Annotated in this window: 18 protein-coding genes; 5 read left to right on the top strand and 13 right to left on the bottom strand. The window is 71.8% G+C overall.

Annotation, left to right across the window (positions count from 1 at the left end):
• The first annotated feature begins 9 nt into the window (after positions 1–9).
• Positions 10–543, top strand: a complete 534-nt coding sequence (locus AQJ54_RS36470) for a hypothetical protein (RefSeq protein ID WP_062244956.1) — start codon at positions 10–12, stop codon at positions 541–543.
• A 271-nt stretch (positions 544–814) separates the two neighbouring features.
• Here AQJ54_RS36470 and iscB read toward each other — a convergent pair whose 3' ends face one another.
• Positions 815–2,173, bottom strand: a complete 1,359-nt coding sequence (gene iscB / locus AQJ54_RS36465; protein ID WP_282959644.1) for an RNA-guided endonuclease IscB — start codon at positions 2,171–2,173, stop codon at positions 815–817.
• A 623-nt stretch (positions 2,174–2,796) separates the two neighbouring features.
• On the opposite strand from iscB, the gene AQJ54_RS36460 reads away from it, so the two are divergent.
• Together AQJ54_RS36460 and AQJ54_RS36455 are read left to right on the top strand one after the other, a co-directional pair.
• Entirely contained in the window at positions 2,797–3,255 is a 459-nt protein-coding gene (locus AQJ54_RS36460) for a GNAT family N-acetyltransferase (protein WP_062244951.1), read from the top strand.
• Positions 3,256–3,372: 117 nt separating this feature from the next.
• Positions 3,373–4,779 (top strand): PAS domain-containing protein, encoded by a 1,407-nt coding sequence (locus AQJ54_RS36455; RefSeq protein WP_062245106.1) that lies wholly within the window; start codon positions 3,373–3,375, stop codon positions 4,777–4,779.
• Positions 4,780–4,838: 59 nt separating this feature from the next.
• On the opposite strand, the gene pdxH is transcribed toward AQJ54_RS36455, so the two are convergent.
• On the bottom strand, positions 4,839–5,468 hold the full coding sequence (pdxH, locus tag AQJ54_RS36450) for a pyridoxamine 5'-phosphate oxidase (protein WP_062245103.1): 630 nt from the start codon (positions 5,466–5,468) through the stop codon (positions 4,839–4,841).
• Positions 5,469–5,652: 184 nt separating this feature from the next.
• On the opposite strand from pdxH, the gene AQJ54_RS36445 reads away from it, so the two are divergent.
• Positions 5,653–6,765 (top strand): citrate synthase 2, encoded by a 1,113-nt coding sequence (locus AQJ54_RS36445; RefSeq protein ID WP_062244948.1) that lies wholly within the window; start codon positions 5,653–5,655, stop codon positions 6,763–6,765.
• Between the two features lie 75 nt (positions 6,766–6,840).
• Here the strand turns inward: AQJ54_RS36445 and AQJ54_RS36440 are convergent, their stop codons facing one another.
• The 8 genes from AQJ54_RS36440 to AQJ54_RS36405 are packed head-to-tail and all read right to left on the bottom strand — an operon-like array spanning position 6,841 to position 16,958.
• Entirely contained in the window at positions 6,841–7,509 is a 669-nt protein-coding gene (locus tag AQJ54_RS36440; RefSeq protein WP_062244946.1) for a TetR/AcrR family transcriptional regulator, read from the bottom strand.
• Entirely contained in the window at positions 7,497–8,252 is a 756-nt protein-coding gene (locus tag AQJ54_RS36435) for an enoyl-CoA hydratase family protein (RefSeq protein ID WP_062244943.1), read from the bottom strand. The genes AQJ54_RS36440 and AQJ54_RS36435 overlap by 13 nt, the downstream gene beginning before the upstream one ends.
• 17 nt (positions 8,253–8,269) lie before the next feature.
• Positions 8,270–9,847 (bottom strand): 4-coumarate--CoA ligase family protein, encoded by a 1,578-nt coding sequence (locus AQJ54_RS36430; RefSeq protein WP_062244940.1) that lies wholly within the window; start codon positions 9,845–9,847, stop codon positions 8,270–8,272.
• A gap of 17 nt (positions 9,848–9,864) precedes the next feature.
• Entirely contained in the window at positions 9,865–11,001 is a 1,137-nt protein-coding gene (locus AQJ54_RS36425; RefSeq protein ID WP_062244937.1) for an acyl-CoA dehydrogenase family protein, read from the bottom strand.
• A gap of 42 nt (positions 11,002–11,043) precedes the next feature.
• The gene (locus AQJ54_RS36420) at positions 11,044–12,885 is read right to left on the bottom strand and encodes an acetyl/propionyl/methylcrotonyl-CoA carboxylase subunit alpha (protein ID WP_062244934.1); all 1,842 of its coding nucleotides are present in this window, start codon (positions 12,883–12,885) and stop codon (positions 11,044–11,046) included.
• A gap of 10 nt (positions 12,886–12,895) precedes the next feature.
• Positions 12,896–14,494, bottom strand: a complete 1,599-nt coding sequence (locus AQJ54_RS36415) for an acyl-CoA carboxylase subunit beta (protein ID WP_062244931.1) — start codon at positions 14,492–14,494, stop codon at positions 12,896–12,898.
• Positions 14,491–16,167: an acyclic terpene utilization AtuA family protein gene (locus AQJ54_RS36410; RefSeq protein WP_062244928.1), complete on the bottom strand. Its 1,677-nt coding sequence runs from the start codon at positions 16,165–16,167 to the stop codon at positions 14,491–14,493. Before AQJ54_RS36410 ends, AQJ54_RS36415 begins: the two co-directional genes overlap by 4 nt.
• Positions 16,164–16,958: a TIGR03084 family metal-binding protein gene (locus tag AQJ54_RS36405; RefSeq protein WP_062244925.1), complete on the bottom strand. Its 795-nt coding sequence runs from the start codon at positions 16,956–16,958 to the stop codon at positions 16,164–16,166. Before AQJ54_RS36405 ends, AQJ54_RS36410 begins: the two co-directional genes overlap by 4 nt.
• 121 nt (positions 16,959–17,079) lie before the next feature.
• Here AQJ54_RS36405 and AQJ54_RS36400 point away from each other — a divergent pair, with 121 nt between their 5' ends.
• Complete coding sequence (locus AQJ54_RS36400; protein ID WP_062244922.1) at positions 17,080–17,820, top strand: class I SAM-dependent DNA methyltransferase; 741 nt, start codon at positions 17,080–17,082, stop codon at positions 17,818–17,820.
• A gap of 65 nt (positions 17,821–17,885) precedes the next feature.
• On the opposite strand, the gene AQJ54_RS36395 is transcribed toward AQJ54_RS36400, so the two are convergent.
• From AQJ54_RS36395 to AQJ54_RS36385, 3 genes are all read right to left on the bottom strand, one after another.
• On the bottom strand, positions 17,886–18,827 hold the full coding sequence (locus AQJ54_RS36395) for an EamA family transporter (protein ID WP_062244919.1): 942 nt from the start codon (positions 18,825–18,827) through the stop codon (positions 17,886–17,888).
• 126 nt (positions 18,828–18,953) lie between these two features.
• Positions 18,954–19,394 (bottom strand): GNAT family N-acetyltransferase, encoded by a 441-nt coding sequence (locus AQJ54_RS36390; protein ID WP_062244916.1) that lies wholly within the window; start codon positions 19,392–19,394, stop codon positions 18,954–18,956.
• A gap of 12 nt (positions 19,395–19,406) precedes the next feature.
• Positions 19,407–22,430 carry an FAD-binding and (Fe-S)-binding domain-containing protein gene (locus tag AQJ54_RS36385; protein ID WP_062244913.1) on the bottom strand — a complete coding sequence of 1,008 codons (3,024 nt, stop codon included), beginning with the start codon at positions 22,428–22,430 and terminating at the stop codon, positions 19,407–19,409.
• Positions 22,431–22,449: the final 19 nt, after the last annotated feature.

Below are 22,449 nucleotides of genomic sequence, written 5' to 3'. Positions count from 1 at the left end.
GGGTCGGACGTGGGCGCGCGGGAGCGGAGTTACCGGTACGTCGGACCTGCCGAGCTGAAGGCCGGGGTCCGGCACGGCGATGGCGGGCGCCGGGTCGGCTCGGCGGCCGAGTTCGGCGACTGGGTCGCCGAGCGATCGGCTGCGGAGCTGGCAGAACCCTTCACCTACGTGGTCGGCACGGACGGCGTGCTCCGGCTGGCACCACGACGCAGCGAGCATGTGGCCTGCGCCGGCGGTGCCGTGGTGCTGAGCGCAGGCGAGATGGGCTTCGTGCGCGAGTTCGCGCGAGGGGCGGTGCGGTGGACGGTGAGCGAGGTCAGCAACCAGTCCACCGGTTACTGCCCGGACGTCACCTCCTGGCCCGGGGTCGCTCGCGCCCTGGACCGTGCGGGACTCGGCCGCCCCTCCGGCTTCACCCATGAAGTGGTGTTCCGACGGTGCCCCGACTGCCAGGAGCACAACATCGTGCGCGAGGACTACTTCGTCTGCGTCTTCTGCGGCGGCGATCTGCCCGAGGCATGGAACGTGGACCCCAGCCTGTAGCGGGGCTCGACAGGTATCCCCCACACGCAGACGACCCGCGAGCTCGGGTCCCTCCACCTTGCGGCGGGGGAGCCGGCCGGACGTTACCGGCGAGCTCGCGGGTCGGGTGACTGCGTTGAATTGGCCGGCTGCGTGCATCTAGTACACGCTGGTCCGGCACCGCACTCGGTGGGTGACGGGCCTAGCCCGCAGCCACCTCCGACGTCCGGTGTGCATACATGCTCCGAACCACCTCCCTTCTTCGGTACGACCCACCCTAAGAACCCATGGGTCACGGCTCAACCGGTTTTCCCAGATGTTGACGGGCCCCCTCGGGCCGGAAGGCGTAGCCGTAGCCGTCGGCCCGCTGCAGCAGTCGCAGATTCCGGTGGGAGACATCGATCCTGCCCTCCGTCGCGGTGAGGCTGTGCCGTCCTGTGGCGCGGACCGAGACCCGCCCTGTCCACACGCCTGCCCACTTGCCGAGGGGCACGACGGCCCGTACGAGATCGCCGGTGGCGAATCCGAAGTGGCGCTTGACGCGGGACCGGCGCAACCGCGGAAACCCGAACCGATCCGGAGTGGTGCGTGCGTACGAGCCGCGCCCAGTGGCTCTGACGACCAGCACCCGGTCGGGGAGCCGAACGATCGCGTCACCGCGTTCGTGGTCCATGGCTCCGACGCACAGCGCGTCCACCGTGTGCGTCTTGCCCAACCCCATCGCATCGCGATTCCAGTGCGTTTGCGCACCTGAACAGGGGTTCACCGGTCTGCCGAGGACCCTCACCCTCTCCAGGAGCTGCCAGCGGGTCGCGTTCATCGCGGCAGCGTCGTCGAGCGGTGTCCTGGCTTGCCGGAGGATCTTCGCGAGGCGGTCGGGGCGGTCGGCGAGGAAACCCTCGACGGGCATGCTGCCCTTGGCTCTGTTGCAGGGGACACAGGCTAGGACGAGGTTGGAGATACGGTCCGAGCCCCCTCGGCTGCGAGGGGTGAGGTGCTCGATGTTCAGGGGCACATCCGTGGCGTCGCAGTAGGCGCACGCGTTTTCCCACCTGGAGCGCAGGTAGGACCGGGCCTCGATCCCGGCCAGGGTTCCTCGTTGGTACTCCACGTCGGCGAGGGGTCTGCCGACGCTCATGGCGTGGACGTCGAAAGCCACGCTTTCCACATGGATTTCGTTGACCGGCGCATAGCGGCAGAGACGGGATGCCACGGCGTATGTGGTGTCGACACGGTGGCGCAGAGAGGGCGGCAACCAACCCGCCGGACGGGACCGGTTGTCCGGCCGCGGCGCTCGGTAGCGGCGGTTGGCGGAGCGGCGTCTTCGCCGGTAGCCCGCACGCTGCCTCATGCACAGCCGGATCTGTTCACCACGGTGCCGCAACTCGACCGACACCAACCCTCGCCTGCCGGTGAACGATCCTCCCTGCGCGTCGGTCTCCTGTTTCTCGTCCGTGAGAGCGAGGCCTGTCCCTTTGGAGCCCGGATCGATACGCAAGCACAGGCCGTCGACCTCCGACTCGGCGAGCGTGCGGTACTTCAACCGGATCACGAAGGGCACCTGCCGAGCGACCACCGCCCTGCCCTTGCCAAGGAGTTCCCGGGCGCGGGCGGGATGACAGGGCATGAGGGGGTGCCCGTCCCTGGAGATGACGAAGACCCGACCCGCTCCGACGCCGCCCGCGTAGGACTGATCATGCGGAGGAGCGTCACCGCTCCTGTTCTCTGCCGCCTTCGCTGCCGGGGCAACGTTCTTGGCGTGACGCCGGCGGACTCCGGTGCCGAGCCCGCCGGTCTCCCCTCGCCCATGTTCCCTGCCGGTGCCCCGCACAGCGGCGGGGTGTCCGTGAGCCGTTTCGTCCCTGCTCCCAGGGGTGTCTGCTCCCACGGATTCCAGAGCGGGCTGCTGAGGAAGCACAGCCAGGTGGGTCTGCTCACCTACAGGAAACGTAGTCATCAAGGGCACCTCCTTGATCCTCGGATCGTGATGACTGGGGCTGGTCAGCCGACGACCTCGCGGTCGGGGAGCGACTGACCTCGCGCGTCCGGGTTGCCTGAGACGCTAGCGATCGAGCTGCGGCTGATCCGTCGAATCACCAGAAGGCGCTCATAGGTGCTAAAAACCCGGAATAGTCGAACATTCAGCCGATCTTGCCGCTATGGCACCGGTGATCAGGGCGAACAGTTTTTCGGGATCTTCGAGCGGGTGTCCAGGTAGCGTTTTGCGCATGGAGTCGGAGCGGGTGGAGCGGCTGGCCGCGCGGAGGGGGACTCATGACTGACCTGCGGATCGAGCCCGTTGTCGGGGACGCTATGGCCGAGGAGTGGCGGTATGTGCACAACGTGATCGTTCCGCCTGCTGCCATGGGGATCGCGGAGGTGCGAGAGCGGGTCGGGCGTAATCGGCTGGAGAACGCCTACCTCGGGGACACGCTCGTGGGGTGTTCCACCGTGCGGCCGCCGCAGGGGGACGACGCCGTCGCGACCGTCATCGCGCGCGTGCTGCCCGATTTCCGGGGGCGGGGTTTCGGGACCGCCCTCTACGAGAAGGGTCTTGATCATGCGCGTTTGCTCGGCGCCCGGGTGATCGAGACATGCGTGCTCGCCGTCAACGAGGACGGCACCCGGTTCGCGCGGGCGCGCGGGTTCGTCGAGGTCGACCGGTATGTACTGGACGGCGAGAGCGACGAGTGGGTCGACCTGCGGCTGGAGCAGGGCAGGTGGGCACCTTAGGGGGATTCGGCACGTTTCCGGCGTACAACGATTCCCTCAATCTTGCGGGAACCCGGTGTGTGCTGCGTCACGTTCGAGTTGAATTGATGGTGAGTGAGCGGCTGGCAGGGGGTCCAGGTGAGTGCTTCCCGGCGTAGTGGGACCACCGACGAGCTGGGTCCCGACGGACCCGGCCCGGAGGGCCAGGACGGCTCGGGCGGATCGGATCTGCTCGCCGCGCTGCTGGACGGCATGGACGCGGCCCTGTGCGCCTTCGACGCGGACGGCGTCGTCACCCACTGGAACCGCGAGGCCGAGCGCATCCTCGGCTGGAGCTCCGCCGAGGCGGTGGGGCGGCACGGGTTCGCGGGGTGGGCCGTACGGCCGGCGGACGCCGAGGAGGTCGAGGGGCGGCTGATGTCCGCCATGCAGGCGCCCGGCCGTCAGGTGCACGAGTTCGCGCTGCTGACCAAGGACGGCGGCCGGGTGCTGGTGCGGACCCAGTCCGCGGCCGTGCGAGGGCCGGACGGCAAGCCCGCCGGGGTGTACTGCGCCTTCAGCGAGGTGCACACGCAGATCGACCTGGAGCGGTCCATCGCACTGAGCGAGGCCCTCTTCGAGGACGCGTCCTGGGGTGTCGTGCTGGTCGACGCCGATCTGCGGCCCGCCGTGGTGAACGCGCACGCGGCGCGGTCCCTGGGCGTGGGTCGTACGTCCGTGCTGGGGCGGCCCCTCGGGGAGCTGCTCGCGCAGGGCGTGGAGGAGCTGGAGAGCGCGCTCACCCATGTGCTGGCCGAGGGCGCCCCGCCCGCGCCGGCCGAGATCTGGGTCGCGGTGCGGACCCCGGACGGCGAGCGGCGGCGCTGCTGGCGCTGCGGGTTCGTACGGCTGGCCTCGCCGCTCGCGGAGGAGCCCGTGCCGTTGGGTGTGGGCTGGCTGTTCAACGACGTGACGGAGGCCAAGCAGGCCGAGCAGGAGGCGTCCCTGCTGCGGTTCCGGACGAACCAGCTGCACCGGGCGGCCCGGGCGGCGGCGGAGTGCGAGGACCCGGCCGAGGCGGCGGTCGTGCACCTGGACTTCGCGCTGGCCGGGTTCGCCGACCACGCGTTGATCGACCGGGTGGCCGGCGATGCGGTGGCCGACGGGGAGGAGACGGGCCCGGTCCGGCTGGTGCGGGTGGCCTCGACTCCCTCCGGGGCGCCGGGGCCGAGTCTGCTGTCGGGCGCGTCCGGGCTGCCGGTGCGCTACGGCGAGGGGCATCCGGCCTTGCAGTGCGTGGACCGGATCGGTTCGGTGCGGGCGAGCGTCGGGTCGGTGCCCGCGGACCGGGCCCGGGAGTGGGCCGAGGCCCGCCAGTGGCCCTCGGACGTGGTGCACGCGCTGTGCGCGGTGCTGCGCAGCCGGGGGCGGACACTGGGTGTCGTGACGTTCCTGCGGGGTGCGGGACGGGGACAGTTCGAGCGGAGCGACGCGGTGTACGCGGAGGATGTGGCGGTGCGGATCGCTTCCGCGTTGGATCTGGGTGGGGTGGTCGGGCGGGCGTAGTCCCGCAGGCAGTGGTCGGGCAGCCGTAGCGCCCGCAAGCCGCCCGACCGGCCGCCGGTTCAGGGGCTGAGCCGCTCCACCCGCCAGCCGCCGTCCGGTTCCGCCACGTACCGCAGTCGGTCGTGGAGGCGGTTCTCGCGGCCCTGCCAGAACTCGACCGTCTCCGGCGCCACCCGGAAGCCGCCCCAGTGCGGGGGGACCGGGACCTGTTCGCCCTCGGGGTAGCGGGCGGCGAGGTCGGCGTAGGCGGTGTCGACCTGCTCGCGCGTCTCGATGACCGAGGACTGGGCGCTGGCCCAGGCGCCGAGCTGGGAGCCGTGCGGGCGGGTGCGGAAGTACGCGGCGGTCTCGTCGCGGCCGGTGCGGCAGGCCACGCCGGTGACGATGACCTGGCGGGCCATGGGGTGCCACGGGAAGAGCAGGCTGATGTACGGGTTCTGCGCGAGGTCGCGTGCCTTGCGGGAGTCGTAGTTGGTGAAGAAGACGAAGCCCTGTTCGTCGAACTGCTTCAGGAGCACCGTGCGGGAGCTGGGGCGCCCCTGGGCATCCGCGGTGGAGACGACCATGGCGTTCGGCTCGAAGAGGTGCGCCTCGGTGGCCGCCTGCGTGAACCAGCGGGCGAACTGTGCGACGGGGGTCGCGGCCAGGTCGGTCTCGGCGAGGCCCTCCGCGCGGTACTGCTCGCGCATGGAGGCGGGATCCGGGAAGACGGCGTGTGCTGCGTCGGTCACCCGGTCATCTTGCCGTACGGATGCCTCCCGCACCGAGGGCGGCGCCGACTGCTGGTGGCACTGAGTGCCGCATGACTCCCCAAAGGTGACACTCGGAGTTATCGTGGCGTCATCCGTCGTACGCATCATGAGGAGCCGCCTGATGTCCGACCTCGACCCCGGCTTTGTCCCTGGTCTCGAAGGAGTCGTCGCGTTCGAGACGGAGATCGCCGAACCGGACAAGGAGGGCGGCGCGCTGCGGTACCGGGGCGTCGACATCGAGGATCTGGTCGGCCATGTCTCCTTCGGCAACGTGTGGGGGCTGCTGGTCGACGGCGCCTTCAACCCGGGTCTGCCGCCCGCCGAGCCGTTCCCGATCCCGGTGCACTCCGGGGACATCCGCGTGGACGTCCAGTCGGCGCTCGCCATGCTGGCCCCGGTGTGGGGGCTGAAGCCGCTGCTCGACATCGACGCCGAGCAGGCGCGCGCCGACCTCGCCCGGGCCGCCGTGATGGCCCTGTCCTACGTCGCCCAGTCGGCGCGCGGGCAGGGGCTGCCGATGGTGCCGCAGCGGGAGATCGACAAGGCGCAGTCCGTCGTCGAGCGGTTCATGATCCGCTGGCGCGGGGAGCCGGATCCCAAGCATGTCGCGGCCGTCGACGCCTACTGGACCTCGGCCGCCGAGCACGGCATGAACGCGTCCACCTTCACCGCGCGCGTGATCGCCTCCACCGGCGCGGATGTCGCCGCCGCGCTCTCCGGGGCCGTGGGTGCCATGTCCGGGCCGCTGCACGGTGGTGCGCCCTCCCGGGTGCTCGGGATGATCGAGGAGATCGAGCGGACCGGGGACGCGGAGGCGTGGGTCAAGCAGGCGCTGGACCGGGGTGAGCGGCTGATGGGGTTCGGGCACCGGGTGTACCGGGCCGAGGACCCGCGCGCGCGGGTGCTGCGCCGTACGGCCCGGGAGCTGGGGGCGCCGCGGTTCGAGGTGGCCGAGGCGCTGGAGAAGGCGGCGCTGGCGGAGCTGCACGCACGGCGGCCGGACCGGGTGCTCGCCACGAACGTGGAGTTCTGGGCGGCGATCGTGCTCGACTTCGCGGAGGTGCCGGCGCACATGTTCACGTCGATGTTCACGTGTGCGCGGACGGCGGGGTGGTCGGCGCACATTCTTGAGCAGAAGCGGACGGGGCGGTTGGTGCGGCCGTCTGCGCGGTATGTGGGGCCGGCGGCTCGGAGTCCTCAGGACATCGAGGGGTATGGGGGGATCGCCCACTGAAGGGGTGCTTCAGGAGCGTGGGCGGCTGCGGGTGATTCGTGGCTTGTCGCGCAGTTCCCCGCGCCCCTGAACGAGCTACAGCAGCGCCTCGTTCAGTAGTGCTGCCCACTGAGCCACCACTCTGTCCCGCCTGGCCTCGTCGTCCGTGAGCAGGTTGGCGAGGCCCAGGCCTCTCGCCATGTCCAGGAGGCCCTGGACCGTTTCCCGGACGCCCGGCCTGGACTCGTCCGCGCCCAGTAGGTCTACGGCGATCCGGTGGGTCTCCCGGCCCACCCTCGCCTCCAACTCCGTCACCTGAGGGCGCAGTTGGTCCTCGTTGGAGGCTGCCACCCAGAGGTGGAGGGCGGCGCGGAAGAGGGGGCCGGTGTAGAGGTCGACGAGGGCCGAGATCACCGCTCGGCGGTCGTCGGCCGCGCCCTGCGGGAACAGGGCGCGCAGGGCTGTGGAGCGTTCCTCGGCCACGTACTCGACGGCCGCGGTGAAGAGGTCCTCGCGCGTCGGGAAGTGGTGCTGGGCGGCGCCTCGGGAGACTCCGGCGCGTTCGGCGACGACGGTGACCGTGGACCCGGCCCAGCCGTGTTCGGCGAGGCAGGACACGGCGGCCTCCAGGAGCCGCTGCCGGGTGGCCCGGCTGCGGTCCTGCTTGGGCTGCTTGGCCTCTTTGGCCTGCTTGGCCTCTTTGGCCTGCCTGGCCTCTTTGGGCGCGCGTTCCGCCCGGTCGCCGATCGTCGTCACACCGTCCATGAGGGATCCCGTCGTTCCAGGAAGGCCGTCATGCCCTCGCGCGCGTGCGGTGAGGCGAACAGCCGGGCCGAGAGCGCGGTCAGGGCGGCCGCGTCCCGGTCGAAGGTCTCCAGCACCCTAGCCGTGAGCAGCCGTTTCGTCTCCGCCAGGGCCTCGGGTGCGGACCGGCGCAACCCGTCGAGGATCGGTTCGAGTACGGCGTCCACGTCGTCGCCGGCCGCCGTCACCAGGCCGATGCGGGCCGCCTCGGCAGCGTCGAAGCGCTCGCCGGTGAGGTAGTGGCGGGCCAGGGCGCGGGGGTCGGTGCGGGGCAGCAGGGTCAGGGAGATGACCGCGGGGGCGACCCCGATCCGTACCTCGGTGAAGGCGAACGTCGACTCCGTGGACGCGGCGGCGATGTCGCAGGCGGCGAGAAGGCCGAGGCCGCCCGCGCGGACGTGTCCGGTGACACGGGCGACGACCGGTTTGCCGAGTTCGACGATCCGGCGCAGGAGACCGACCAGGGCGTCCGGGTGCGGGGGGTCCTTGAGGTCGGCGCCCGCCGAGAAGGTGGTGCCGGTGTGGGTGAGGACGATCGCGCGGACGTCGGGGTCCTTGGCGCAGTCCGTCAGCGCGGCGGCCAGCTCCCCCACCAGGGCCGCCGACAGGGCGTTGCGGTTGTGCGGGGAGTCGAGGGTGAGGGTCTCGACGGCACGCGCGCGCGTGCGGGCGACGAGGGTCGTGGGCTTTCCCTGAGCCGTCATGGGCGTTCCCCCAGCTGTCATGCGCGTTCCCTGAGCTGTCGACGGAGGATCTTGCCGGAGGCGGCGCGGGGCACCCCGGCGATGAAGGTGACCCGGCGGACGCGCTTGTAGGGGGCGACGCGCTCGGCGACGTACATCATGACCTCACTTTCGGAGAGCTCGGAGAGCTCACCGGCGGTGGGCCGGCGGACGACGTAGGCGTGCGGGACCTCGTTGCCGTCGTCGTCGTACACGCCGATGACGGCCGCGTCGGCGATGTCCGGGTGGGTGAGCAGGAGGGCCTCCAGTTCGGCGGGGGCCACCTGGAAGCCCTTGTACTTGATGAGCTCCTTGACCCGGTCGACGACGAACAGCCAGCCGTCGGCGTCGACATGGCCGACGTCCCCGGTGTGCAGCCAGCCGTCGGTGTCGATCATCGCGGCGGTGTCGTCGGGGCGACCGAGGTAGCCCTTCATGATCTGCGGACCGCGGATGAGGATCTCGCCGGGTTCGCCGACGGTGAGGTCCTTGCCGGGGTCGTCGAGGGAGACGATCCGCATCTCGGTGCCGGCGATGAGCTTGCCGACCGTCCCGGGCGGTGCCTCGCGCATGGCCGACAGGGGCACGACGTGGGTGCCGGGCGAGAGCTCGGTCATGCCGTACGCCTGGCCGACGGGCGGGAGGCCGAGCCGGGCCGAACAGGCGGCGGCGAGACGGGCGTCCAGCGGGGCGGCGGCGCTGACGATGTAGCGCAGGGACGAGAGGTCGTACTCCTCGATCAGCGGGTGCTTGGCGAGGGCGAGGACGATCGGCGGGGCCACGTACAGGCCGGTGATGCGGTGGTTCTGGATGGCGGCGAGGAAGGTCTCCAGGTCGAAGCGGGGCAGGACGACGACGGAGGCGCCCTGGCGCAGGGGCGCGTTCATCAGGGCCGTGAGACCGTAGATGTGGAAGAAGGGCAGCACCGCGAGGATGCGGTCCTCGGGGCCCGCCGACATCAGCGGTTCGAGCTGGGCGAGGTTGGTGGCGATCTGCCGGTGCGTGAGCATCACGCCCTTGGGAGTGCCGGTGGTGCCCGAGGAGTACGGCAGTGCCGCCACGTCGGCCGTCGGGTCGATGTCGATGTGCGGCTCGGGGGCCGTCGAGGCCAGCATGTCGATCAGGGAGCGGTGGCCGGGAGCGCTGTCGCAGACGAAGATCTCCCTTACGCCGCCCGCGAGTTCGGCGGCCCGGCGGGCCGTCTCCAGGAGCGGCGAGACGGTGACGATCCAGCGGGCGCCGGAGTCGGAGAGCTGCTTGGCGAACTCCTCGGGCGTGGACAGCGGGTGCACGGTCGTGACGGAGGCACCCGCGCGGGTGGCGGCGTAGAACGCGGTAGGGAAGGCGATCGTGTTGGGGCTGTGCAGGGCGAGCACGTCCCCCTTGCGCACTCCCGCGTCGGCCAACCCTGCGGCCACGCGCCGGTGGAAGGCGTCCAGTTGGGCGTAACTCAGGGTGGTGCCGTCGGTGCCGTCGATCAGGGCGGGCGCGTCGGCGAACTCGGCGGCGCGGGCCAACACGGCGTCGTGGATGGGCAGTTCTACGGGCTGGACGTCTGCGTACTCGCTGCGGAACACGGTTCCTCCAAGACGGCCTAGTACGACTTGGGCAGGCCCAGGGTCTGGTGGGAGACGTAGTTGAGGATCATCTCCCTGCTCACCGGTGCGATACGGGCCACGCGCGCGGCCGTGATCAGCGAGGCGATCCCGAACTCCTTGGTGAGCCCGTTGCCGCCGAGGGTGTGGACCGCCTGGTCCACGGCCTTCACACAGGCCTCCCCGGCCGCGTACTTCGCCATGTTGGCGGCCTCACCCGCGCCCACGTCGTCGCCGGCGTCGTAGAGATGGGCCGCCTTCTGGGTCATCAGGCGGGCGAGTTCGAGGTCGATGTGCGCCTGGGCGAGAGGGTGGGCGATGGCCTGGTGGGCGCCGATGGGGCTGTTCCAGACCGTGCGCTCCTTGGCGTAGGTGATCGCCCGGGAGAGCGCGTAGCGGCCCATGCCGATCGCGAAGGCGGCCGTCATGATGCGTTCGGGGTTGAGGCCGGCGAAGAGTTGCAGCAGGCCCGCGTCCTCGTCGCCCACGAGGGCGTCGGCGGGGAGGCGTACGTCGTCGAGGGTCAGCTCGAACTGCTTCTCCTGGGCGCTCAGTTCCATCTCGATCCAGCGCCTGCCGAAGCCGGGGGCGTCGCGCGGGACGATGAACAGGCAGGGCTTCAGGCGGCCGGTACGGGAGTCCTCGGTGCGGCCGACGATGAGGGTGGCGTCGGCTATGTCGACGCCGGAGACGAAGACCTTGCGGCCGTTGAGCAGCCAGTCTCCGGTCTCCTGGTCGCGGCGGGCCGTGGTGGTGATGCGGTGGCTGTTGGAGCCGGCGTCGGGTTCGGTGATACCGAAGGCCATGGTGCGGGTGCCGTCGGCGAGTGCCGGGAGCCATTCCTGTTTCTGGGCCTCGGTGCCGAAGCGGGCGATCACCGTGCCGCAGATGGCCGGGGAGACGATCATCATCAGGAGGGGGGCGCCGGCTGCGCCGAGCTCTTCGAGGACGAGGGAGAGTTCGGCGATTCCGCCGCCTCCGCCGCCGTATGCCTCCGGCAGGTTGACGCCGAGATAGCCGAGCTTGGCTGCCTCGGACCAGAGTTGCTCTCGGTCGTAGTCGCGGCCGTGGCGTTTGCCGAGGGCGGCGACTGCTTGCCTCAGAGACTTGTGCTCGTCGGTTTCGATCGTGGGCATGTGGCTCCTTCGTTTGGGCTGGTCGCGCAGTTCCCCGCGCCCCTAGGTAGGTTCAACAACCGCCAGTAGAGAGCCGACCGTCACCTGTTGGCCGACAACTGCATTCAGCTCGCTGAGCGTGCCTGTGTGCGGTGCCGTGATTTTGTGTTCCATCTTCATCGCCTCCAGCCAGAGAAGAGGCTGACCCGCCTCCACGGCGGAGCCCTCCCCCAGGCCTTCCGTGATCCGTACGACCGTTCCGGGCATGGGAGCCAGCAAGGACCCCGGGGCGAGCTGGGTCGTCGGGTCCGGGAAGCGGGGCAGGGCCGTCAGGGAAGTGCAGCCCACATACACTCGGTCGCCGTACCGCGAGACCTCGAACTGCCTTGTCAGGCGGTCTACTTCGAGCACGACCCTGCTCTGGTCCGCGTGCAGGACCCGCACCCCGTCCGCCTCCAGGCCCTTCCTCGTGTGCCGGTAACGGACCTCGTGCTCCTCGCCCGCCATCTCGTAGCGCTTGGTCTGGGGGGTCGAGGGGAGGTTGCGGAAGCCGCCGAAGCGGGAGCGGCCCACCGCGTCGGTGAGGGCGGCTGCCAGGGGGGCGAGCGGATCGGGGCGCGGTTCGGCGAGTTCCGGCAGGTGACGGTCGTAGAAGCCCGTGTCCATGCGAGCCGTCGTGAACTCCTTGTGGCGCAGGGAGTTGACCAGCAGGTCCCTGTTGGTGGTCGGGCCGTGGAGCGTGGCCTGCTCCAGCGCGCCCGCCAGCTTGCGGACCGCCTCCGCTCGCGTGGGCGCGTGGGCGACGACCTTGGCGAGCATCGGGTCGTAGTGGACGGGGATCAGGTCGCCGCTCTCGTAGCCCGTGTCCAGGCGGACGGACGGGGGGACGGACAGGCGGTGCAGGGTGCCCGTCTGGGGGGTCCAGTCCTTCGACGGGTCCTCGGCGTAGAGGCGGGCCTCGACGGCGTGGCCACGCGCGCGGGGCGGCTCGTCGGGCAGTGCGGAACCCTCCGCGATCCTGATCTGTTCCGCCACCAGGTCGAGGCCGAACACCGCTTCCGTGACGGGGTGTTCGACCTGGAGGCGGGTGTTCATCTCCAGGAAGTGGGCCCGGCCGTCGGCGACCAGGAACTCGACCGTGCCGGCACCGACGTAGTCGACCGCGCGGGCCGCCCGGACCGCCAAGTCGTGCAGTTCCGCGGTGAGTTCGTCGGTCAGGCCGGGGGCCGGTGCCTCCTCGATCACCTTCTGGTGGCGGCGCTGGAGGGAGCAGTCGCGGGTGCCGAGGGCCCAGACCGTGCCGTGGGTGTCGGCGAGGATCTGGACCTCGACGTGGCGGCCGTCCTCGACGTACGGCTCGACGAAGACCTCGCCGTCGCCGAAGGCGCTCGCGGCTTCGGCGCGGGCGCTCTCCAGGGCGGCAGGAAGGTCCTCGACACGACGCACGATGCGCATGCCGCGGCCCCCGCCGCCCGCCGCGGCCTTCACCAGCACCGGCAGGTCGGCGGCCGTGACGTCCTGCAGGGGCGCGATGCCCATGAGGTCCTTCGCCCGCGTCTTGGACGCCATCGCCTCGATCGCGGCCGGGGGCGGGCCGATCCAGAGCAGGCCCGCGTCCATGACCGCCCGCGCGAAGTCGGCGTTCTCGGAGAGGAAGCCGTAACCGGGGTGGACGGCGTCGGCGCCGGAGACCACGGCCGCCTTCACGATCAGGTCGGCGCGCAGATAGGTGTCGGCGGGGGCCGCGCCCGGCAGTCGTACGGCCGTGTCGGCCACGCGCGTGTGGAGGGCGTTCGCGTCGGGGTCCGCGTACACGGCGACCGTGCGGATGCCCGACTCGGCACAGGTGCGGAAGATCCGGCAGGCGATCTCGCCCCGGTTGGCGACGAGCACAGAAGTGATCACTGGAGGTTCCTCACATCCGGAAGACGCCGAAGCCGCCGCGGGCGCCCTCGTAGGGGGCGGTGTGGATCGCGGACAGGCACATGCCGAGGACGGTCCGGGTGTCGCGGGGGTCGATGACGCCGTCGTCGTAGAGGCGTCCGGACAGGAACATGGGCAGCGACTCGGACTCGATCTGCTGCTCCACCATGGCGCGCAGGGCCGCGTCGCCCTCTTCGTCGTACGGCAGCCCCTTCGCCGCCGCGGACTGGCGGGCGACGATGGAGAGCACGCCGGCGAGCTGCTGGGGGCCCATGACGGCGGACTTGGCGCTGGGCCAGGCGAAGAGGAAACGGGGGTCGTAGGCGCGGCCGCACATGCCGTAGTGCCCGGCACCGTAGGAGGCGCCCATGAGGACGGAGAGGTGCGGGACCTTCGAGTTGCTGACCGCGTTGATCATCATCGCGCCGTGCTTGATGATGCCGCCCTGCTCGTACTCCTTGCCGACCATGTAGCCGGTGGTGTTGTGCAGGAAGAGCAGCGGGATGTCGCGCTGGTTCGCCAACTGGATGAACTGGGCGGCCTTTTGGGACTCCTCGGAGAAGAGGACGCCCTGGGCGTTGGCCAGGATGCCGACCGGATAGCCGTGGAGGGCCGCCCATCCCGTCACCAGGCTCGTGCCGTACAGGGGCTTGAACTCGTCGAAGTCGGAGGCGTCGACGATCCGGGCGATCACCTCGCGGGGGTCGAAGGGGGTGCGCAGGTCGCCGGGGACGATCCCGAGGAGTTCGTCCTCGTCGTACTTGGGCGGTTCGGCCGGTCCTGGATCGCCGTACGCCTTGCGGTGGTTGAGGCGGGCGACGACCCGGCGGGCCTGCCGGAGGGCGTCCCGCTCGTCGACGGCGTAGTGGTCCGCGAGGCCGGACACGCGCGCGTGCATCTCGGCGCCGCCGAGGGACTCGTCGTCGCTCTCCTCGCCGGTGGCCATCTTGACCAGGGGTGGGCCGCCGAGGAACACCTTGGCGCGCTCCTTGACCATGATCACGTGGTCGGACATGCCGGGGACGTACGCGCCGCCCGCGGTGGAGTTGCCGAAGACGACGGCGACGGTCGGGATGCCGGCCGCCGACAGCCGGGTCAGGTCACGGAAGACGGCGCCGCCGGGGATGAAGATCTCCTTCTGGGACGGGAGATCCGCACCGCCGGACTCCACCAGGCTGATGCAGGGAAGCCGGTTGGCGAGGGCGATGTCGTTGGCGCGCAGGGCCTTCTTCAGCGACCACGGGTTGCTCGCGCCGCCCCGCACGGTCGGGTCGTTGGCGGTGATCAGGCACTCCACGCCCGCCACCACCCCGATCCCGGTGACGAGGGAGGCGCCGACGGTGTAGTCGCTGCCCCAGGCGGCCAGCGGGGACAGTTCGAGGAAGGGCGTGTCGGGGTCGAGGAGCAGCTCGATGCGCTCACGGGCGAGCAACTTGCCACGCTCGCGGTGCCGTTCGACGTACTTCTCACCACCGCCGGCGAGCGCCTTGGCGTGCTCGGTGTCCAGGTCGGCGAGCTTGGCGAGCATGGCCTCGCGGTTCGCCCGGTGGTCGGGGCCGGTCGGGTCGAGGGTGGTCCGCAGGACGGTCACAGCAGGGCCTCCGGGATGTCCAGGTGGCGGGAGCGCAGCCATTCGCCGAGGGCCTTGGCCTGCGGGTCGAAACGGTGCTGGGCGGCGACGCCCTCGCCGAGGATCCCCTCGACGACGAAGTTCAGGGCGCGCAGGTGGGGCAGGTCGTGCCGGGTGACGGTCAACTCGGCGGTCTCCGGGAGGAGTTCGTGCAGCCGGTCCACGGTGAGCGTGTGGGCGAGCCATCGCCAGGCCGGGTCCGTCCGCACCCAGAGCCCGATGTTGGCGTTGCCGCCCTTGTCCCCGCTGCGGGCACCCGCGACGAGGCCGAGAGGGGCTCGGGCGGTCGGACCTTCGTCGAGCGGCTCGGGAAGGGGCGGCTGAAGGACTTCTTCGAGTACGGCGGTCTCCTGGGCCGGTGCCACAGTGATCCGCCGCCCGTCGTGGAGGACGGCCACATGGTCCACGGCTCCATGGGGGACGTACACATCCTCGAAGACCCCATAGGGCGAGCCCTTCCCGGGTGGCGCCAGCACATGGAACCCGGGGTAGCTCGCCAGAGCCAGTTCTACGGCGGCCCCGCTGAGCGCCCGTCCGACGACCTCCTGGGCCGGGTCCCGGACGACCAGTCGCAGCAGGGCGCTCGCGGTCTCCTCGGTGTCGGCGTCGGGGCGGTCGGTGCGGGCGAGGTCCCAGCGCACGTCGGCGACCTTGGCGAGGGACGGTTCCAGCTGCTGCCGCACCAGGGCGGCCTTGGCGTCGATGTCGAGGCCGGTCAGGACGAAGGCCACCTCGTTGCGGAAGCCGCCGAGCCGGTTGAGGCCGACCTTGAGGGTGGGCGGCGGGGCCTCGCCGCGGACCCCGGAGATCCGGACCCGGTCGGGGCCGTCCTGGTCGAGCCGTACGGTGTCGAGGCGGGCGGTGACATCGGGTCCGGCGTACCGGGCGCCCTGCGTCTCGTAGAGCAGCTGGGCGGTGACCGTGCCGACGTCCACGAAGCCGCCGGTGCCGGGGTGTTTGGTGATGACGGCGGTGCCGTCCTCGTGGAGTTCGGCGAGGGGGAAGCCCGGCCTTCCCAGGTCGCGCCCGCCCTCGGCGAAGAACGCGTAGTTGCCGCCGGTGGCCTGGGTCCCGCACTCCAGGACATGGCCCGCGACGACGGCGCCCGCGAGACGGTCGTGGTCGCCCGGACCCCAGCCGAAGTGGGCGGCGGCGGGCCCGGTGACCAGGGCAGCGTCCGTCACCCGGCCGGTCACGACCACGTCCGCGCCCTCGCGCAGACAGGCGGCGATGCCGAAGCCGCCGAGGTAGGCGTGGGCGGCGAGGCTACCGGGGTGGCGGACGGTGAGGTCGTCGCCCTCGACGTGGGCGACCTTGACGTCCAGGCCGAGGCGGTCGGCCAACTCCCTGATGCGGGTGGCGAGTCCGGCGGGGTTCAGGCCGCCCGCGTTGGTGACGATCCGGACGCCGCGCTCGTGCGCGAGACCGAGGGATTCCTCGAGTTGGCGCAGGAAGGTGCGGGCGTATCCGGCACCGGCGTCCTTGAGCCGGTCCCGGCCCAGGATGAGCATGGTCAGCTCGGCGAGGTAGTCGCCGGTGAGGACGTCGAGTTCACCGCCGGTGAGCATCTCGCGCAGGGCGTCGAAGCGGTCGCCGTAGAAGCCGGAGGCGTTGCCTATGCGGAGGGGGGTCACTCGGTCACCCCCTTGGGTGCGCGTCCCTTTCCGGGCGGGCCCGCGAAGGCCTGGGCGATGTCGAGCCAGCGGTCGGCGTCGTCCCCCACGGCGGTCAGGGCGAGGTCGGCGCGGTGGGCTCGCTGGGTGACCAGGAGGCAGAGGTCGAGGGCGGGACCGGTGACACGGTCGGTGGCGTTCTCGGGGCCGTGGACCCACAACTCACCGCTCGGGCTGGTGAGTTCGACGCGGAACTCCTCGAAGGGCGGGGTGAGGCCGTGCACGCCGAAGGAGAAGTCGCGGGTGCGGACGCCGAGGCGGACGATGTGCCGGATCCGGTCGGTGGGCTCCCGGGTCACGCCGAGCGCGTCCGCCACGTCCAGGCCGTGGGCCCAGGTCTCCATGAGACGGGCGGTGGCCATGGAGGCGGTGGACATGGGCGGGCCGTACCAGGGGAAGCTGGCCCCGTCGGGCGCGGCACGCAGCGCCTCCGCGAGGTCCTCCCGGCCGGCCCGCCAGTACGCGAGCAGCCGGGCGGGCGGCTTGGCGGCCCCCTCCTCCGCGCCGGTGTCGACGAAGTCCCCGGGGGCCGCGAGCGCCTTCTCGACCTCGCGGGAGAAGGCCTTCGGGTCGGTCACGGCCAGCAGGGAGGAGTGGTCGGTCCAGGCGAGGTGGGCGATCTGGTGGGCGACGGTCCAGCCGGGGGCGGGGGTCGCGAGCGCCCACTGCTCGGCGGTCAACTCGGCCACGAGCCGGTCGAGTTCGTCGCTCTCGGCACACAGGTCGTCGATGACGGGTGTGGGGTCTGCCATGGGCCGAGGATGGCAGCCCGCAGAGAAACAAGCAAGCGTGCTTGCATTTATTTTTCGGCATGCCGTGAGCGCACCGGAAAATGGCGCGCCCCCTCCCCCGCATCACCGGTACGGTCCCCCGGTGACCGAAGACGAGAACTACTTCCCGGAGTCCGTCGCGGCGACCTACGACGAGTCGTCGGCGGCGATGTTCATGCCGGAGGCGGTCGACCCGGCCGTGGCGGTGCTGGCGGGGCTCGCCGGTGCGGGGCGGGCGCTGGAGCTGGGCATCGGTACCGGCCGGATCGCGTTGCCGCTGGCGGGGCGAGGGGTCGAGGTGCACGGCATCGAGCTGTCCCCGGCGATGGCGGACCGGCTGCGGGCCAAGCCCGGCAGCGAGGCGATCGGGGTCACGCTCGGGGACTTCGCGACGACCAGGGCGCCCGGCACGTTCTCGGTCGCCTACCTGGTCTTCAACACGATCATGAACCTGACCACTCAGGACGCCCAGGTGGACTGCTTCCGCAATGTCGCGGCACACCTGGAGCCCGGCGGCACCTTCGTCATCGAGGTGACGGTCCCCCAGCTGCGGAAACTCCCGCCCGGACAGAACGCCGTGCCCTTCCACGTCGGCGAGACCCGCCTGGGCTTCGACACCTACGACACCGCGACCCAGGCGATGGCCTCCCACCACGTCCGCGTCGTGGACGGCCGGGGCTCCTTCCGGTCGATCCCCTTCCGGTACGTGTGGCCCGCGGAACTCGACCTGATGGCCCGCCTGGCGGGCATGCGACTGCGGGACCGGTGGGCGGACTGGAGCGGGGCCCCCTTCACGGCGGAGAGCGAGTCCCATGTGTCGGTGTGGGAGAAGACCGAGGACTGACCGGCCGCCGCGCAGCCGAGTTCAACCCACACGACCCGGCTCAGCTCAGCTCAGCTCAGCTCAGCTCAGCTCACGGCAGAGTCCCCCAGCGTCGCCTTCCCCCGCCCCACCTGCGTCCGCACCGCACCCATGCTCGCCGCGATCACGAGCGCGATGGCCAGGGCCTGGAGGGCGGACAGGGCCTGGTCGAGGATCAGGAAGCCGGCGAGGGCGGCGATGCCCGGTTCCAGGCTCATGAGGATCGCGAAGGTGGAGGCGGGCAGGCGGCGCAGGGCCAGGAGTTCCAGGGTGTAGGGCAGCACCGAGGACAGCACGGCGACCCCCGCGCCCAGGCCCACGGTCACCGGGTCGAGGAGCCGGGTGCCGGACCCCACCACGCCGAACGGCAGGAACGCCAGCGCGCCCACCGCCATCGCCAGGGCGAGCCCGTCGGCCTGCGGGAAACGGCGGCCGGTGCGCGCGCTGAAGACGATGTACGCCGCCCACATGGCCCCCGCCGCCAGCGCGAACGCCACGCCCAGCGGGTCGAGGCCGCCGAAGTTCCCGCCGCCGAGGAGGAACACTCCGACGAGCGCGAGTCCGGCCCAGACGACGTTGACCGCGCGGCGGGAGGCGAGCACCGAGAGGGTGAGGGGGCCGAGGACCTCCAGGGTGACCGCGGGGCCGAGGGGGATGCGGTCGACGGCCTGGTAGAAGAGGCCGTTCATCGCGGCCATGGTGAGGCCGAAGACCACGACCGTCCCCCAGTCCGTGCGCGAGTGGCCGCGCAGCCGGGGCCGGCAGACGACCAGCAGCACGATCGCGGCGGCCAGAAGCCGCAGGGTGACGACCCCGAGCGCGCCCGCCCTCGGCATCAGGGTCACGGCCAGCGCAGCACCGAACTGCACGGAGACACCACCGGCGAGGACCAGGCCGACGGGACCGAGGGAGCCGAAGCGTCGGGGGCCGGTGCCGGGGGCCGCTGCGAGCGGGGGCGAGGACGGCAGGTCGGTGCTGGGGGTGGTCACGGGGACTTCCAGGAGGTCGGTTCGAGACGGTCGTTCATCGTGGTGCACTGTTGAGTCCAGGGTAGTGGACTTCGTCAGGTGCGTAAACCGGCTATACGACTGTCTCGACTGGTGAAATCAGCGGAATCAGCGCCGCACCATGAACACGTCGACGGCGTCCTCGGACTCCACCGTGAACCCGTGCCGTTCGTAGAGGCGGCGGGCCGCACTGCCCTGGAGGACGTCGAGGCGTACGGTCACTCCGGCCGCGTCGGTCCGGGCCAGCAGGGCGCTCAGCACCGCGGAGCCCAACCCCTGCCCCTGCATCCCCGGGGCGATGAAGAAGTGCTCCAGCCAGTGCCCGTCCTCGGCCGGACGCAGGGCGACGCAGCCGACGAAGCGGCCCTCGATCTCGATGACCGACAGCTGCGCCGCGACGAAGGCGTCCCGGAACCGCTGCCGCACCCGCCGCTCGTCGAACCTCCCCAGCCGCTCCAGGTCGGGACGCAGCACCACGGCCCGCAGCTCGGCTATCGGCTCGACGTCGTCCGGGGTCGCGGGACGCAGGGTCCAGGTGTGCGTGTCCATGATCGGAGTCTGTCAGGGCGCGGGTGGGACGGCCCCGTCCTGTGACTCCCGGTCCAGCCCCTCCGCCAGCACCTCCGCCAGATGCCGCCCCCGCACCCCCGCCAGCTGCTCCAGCTGGGTCCGGCAGGAGAAGCCGTCCGCCAGGACCACCGTGTCCTCGGACGCCCCGCGCACCGACGGCAGCAGCTGTTCCTCCGCGCACGCCCGGGACACCTCGAAGTGCCCTTTCTCGAAGCCGAAGTTGCCCGCCAGGCCGCAGCAGCCGCCCGTCAACTCGCCGGTGAGGCCCGCCGCCTCGCGCAGCCGGCGGTCGGAGGCGTCCCCCAGGACCGCGTGCTGGTGGCAGTGGGTCTGGCCAACCACCGGGCGGTTCAGGGCCGGTGGCCGCCAGTCGGGGGCGAGCCGTTCCAGTGCCTCCGCGAAGGTGAGGACCCGGGCGGCGAGCCGGGCGGCGCGCGGGTCGTCGTGCAGCAGCTCGGGGAGGTCGGTGCGCAGGGCTGCGGCACAGCTCGGCTCCAGGACGACGAACACCGGTGGCTCGGCCACCTCGCTCAGCCTCGACACCTCGTCCGGCCCCGACGCCTCCCCCAGCCCCCGCACCTCGTCCAGCTGCGGCAGCAGGAACGGCTCCACCAGATCGAGCGTGCGGCGCAACACCGCGCGGGCCTGGTCCAGTTGGCCCGTCGACACGTACGTCAGCCCGCAGCAGGCGCGGTCGCGTGGGCGGCCCCAGGGTGCGGACGTGCCGACGCCCACGACCTCGCCGTCCTCCGTCCGCGCCACCTTCCACGGCCGTCCCGGCAGTTCCAGGACCCCGATCCCGGCCGCCTCCAGCACCCGTACCGCCGCCCGGCCGACCTCCGGCGAGAGGTGCTCGGTGAAGGTGTCCGGCCACAGGTGGACCATCGTGCGGGGCAGTTCGGGCCTGCCGCCCTTCCGGGCCTCGGTCGTCCACTCCCGCATCCGCTGCCGCTCCCGCCGCCGCAGCCACCTGCCGAACGTCTCCGGAGCCAGCCGCGGGATCCGCCGCTCGGCCGCGATCCCGCCGAGCCGTTTCGCGACGGCGGCCAACGGCCCTACGGAGGCGAGGGAGTTGACCAGCGGAGCCAGCCGCAGCCGGTCCACCCGGCGCAGCCACACCGGCAGCCGGCCCATGCTGTAGTGGGCGGCCGGGCGGCGGCGTCCGGCGTAGTGGTGGTGCAGGAACTCCGCCTTGTACGTGGCCATGTCGACCCCGACCGGGCAGTCGGACCGGCAGCCCTTGCAGGACAGGCACAGGTCGAGGGCGTCCCGCACCTCCGGCGACCGCCAGCCGTCGGTCACGAGTCCGCCGGCCTCGCCCGCGAGCATCTCGTGCAGCAGCCTCGCCCGGCCGCGCGTGGAGTGCTCCTCCTCCCCCGTGGCCCGGAAGGACGGGCACATGACGGCGGGCCCGGAGACCGCTGTCGTACGGCATTTCGCGACCCCGACACAGCGTCGTACGGCCGCCGAGAAGTCACCGCCGTCGGCCGGGTAGCCGAAGGCGACGTCGACCGGCTGCCGGGGCAGGACGGAGAAGCGGAGGTTCGCGTCGAGGGGGGCCGGGCGGACCAGCACGCCGGGGTTGAGGAGGTCGTCCGGGTCCCAGAGGGCCTTCGCGCGCTCGAAGAGGGCGACCAGGTCGTCGCCGTACATCCTCGGGAGCAGTTCGGCGCGGGCCAGGCCGTCGCCGTGTTCCCCGGACAGCGAGCCGCCGTGCGCGACGACCAGGTCGGCGAGTTCCTCGGAGAAGCGCCGGAACCGGGAGACGCCCGCTTCCGTCAGCAGGTCGAAGTCGATGCGGACGTGGATGCAGCCGTCGCCGAAGTGGCCGTACGGCGTGCCGCGCAGGCCGTGGGAGCCGAGCAGGCGCCGGAAGTCCCGCAGGTAGGCGCCCAGTCGCCGCGGCGGCACCGCGCAGTCCTCCCAGCCGGGCCAGGCCTCGGAACCGTCGGGCATCCGGGTCGCCGTACCGCTGGCGTCCTCGCGGATCCGCCACAGGGCCCGCTGGCCGGCCGGGTCGGTCACCACGAGGGCGTCGAGGACGTCGGCGGCGCGCACGATCTCCTCCGCACGCGCGCGTGCCTCCGCATCGGAGGTCCCGCCGGTCTCCACGAACAGCCAGGCGCCGCCCCTGGGCAACGCGGCCGCCGAGGGCACCAGGTCGGCCGCCATCCCCTCCACGGTCAGGGGGTGGTGGGGCAGCAGTCCGGCGGCGGCCTCGGCGGCCGCTCCCTCGTCCACATACCCGAGCACGGCGAGCGCACGCGCGCGGGGCGCCTCCACCAGCCGTACGACGGCCTCGGTGAGGACGCCGAGGGTGCCCTCGCTCCCGCAGAAGGACCGGGCGACGTCGGCCCGGTGCTCCGGCAGCAGGGCGTCCAGCGCATAGCCGGAGATCCGGCGGGGCAGCTCGGGGAACCCGGTCCGCAGCCGCGCGAGCTCCCCGTCCACCAGCTCCCGCAGCCCCGCCGGTGCCCCGGCCCAGTCCTGCCCGAGCCGCAGCCGCTGCCCACGCGCGGTGACGACGTCCAGCTCGCGCACACTGTCCGCGGTCGTCCCCCAGGCCACCGAGTGCGAGCCGCAGGAGTTGTTGCCGATCATCCCGCCGAGCGTGCAGCGGCTGTGGGTGGAGGGGTCGGGCCCGAACCGCAGCCCGTGCGGGGCGGCCGCGTCCTGGAGCCGGTCCAGCACGAGCCCCGGCTGGACGACGGCGGTGCGCGCCTCGGGGTCGAGGGACACGACCCTGTTCATGTGCCGGGTGAGGTCGAGGACCACTCCGGTACCGGTGGCCTGCCCGGCGATGGAGGTGCCGCCGCCGCGCGGCACGACGGGTACTCCGTGCGAGCGACAGACCTCCAGTACGGCGGCCACGTCGTCGGCGTCTCTCGGCGCGACGACGCCGAGGGGGACCCGCCGGTAGTTGGAGGCGTCCATGGTGGTCAGTGCCCGGGAGGTGACGTCGAAGCCGACGTCACCGCGCACGGCCTTGCGCAGTTCCGCTTCCAGACCGGTCATGGGTCCACTCATGGGTCCA

It is taken from the genome of Streptomyces griseorubiginosus, from assembly GCF_001514195.1.
Lineage (GTDB): Bacteria > Actinomycetota > Actinomycetes > Streptomycetales > Streptomycetaceae > Streptomyces > Streptomyces griseorubiginosus.
Note: the sequence above shows the minus strand (reverse complement) of the source record. Positions and strands in the feature narration are given on the sequence as shown.

Coding starts and splice junctions, on each gene's coding strand:
- AQJ54_RS36460 (WP_062244951.1), top strand. CDS start 2,797: ATGACTGACCTGCGGATCGAGCCCGTTGTCGGGGACGCTATGGCCGAG.
- pdxH (WP_062245103.1), bottom strand. CDS start 5,468: ATGCGCGAGCAGTACCGCGCGGAGGGCCTCGCCGAGACCGACCTGGCC.
- AQJ54_RS36445 (WP_062244948.1), top strand. CDS start 5,653: ATGTCCGACCTCGACCCCGGCTTTGTCCCTGGTCTCGAAGGAGTCGTC.
- AQJ54_RS36440 (WP_062244946.1), bottom strand. CDS start 7,509: ATGGACGGTGTGACGACGATCGGCGACCGGGCGGAACGCGCGCCCAAA.
- AQJ54_RS36435 (WP_062244943.1), bottom strand. CDS start 8,252: ATGACGGCTCAGGGAAAGCCCACGACCCTCGTCGCCCGCACGCGCGCG.
- AQJ54_RS36425 (WP_062244937.1), bottom strand. CDS start 11,001: ATGCCCACGATCGAAACCGACGAGCACAAGTCTCTGAGGCAAGCAGTC.
- AQJ54_RS36405 (WP_062244925.1), bottom strand. CDS start 16,958: ATGGCAGACCCCACACCCGTCATCGACGACCTGTGTGCCGAGAGCGAC.
- AQJ54_RS36390 (WP_062244916.1), bottom strand. CDS start 19,394: ATGGACACGCACACCTGGACCCTGCGTCCCGCGACCCCGGACGACGTC.
- AQJ54_RS36385 (WP_062244913.1), bottom strand. CDS start 22,430: ATGACCGGTCTGGAAGCGGAACTGCGCAAGGCCGTGCGCGGTGACGTC.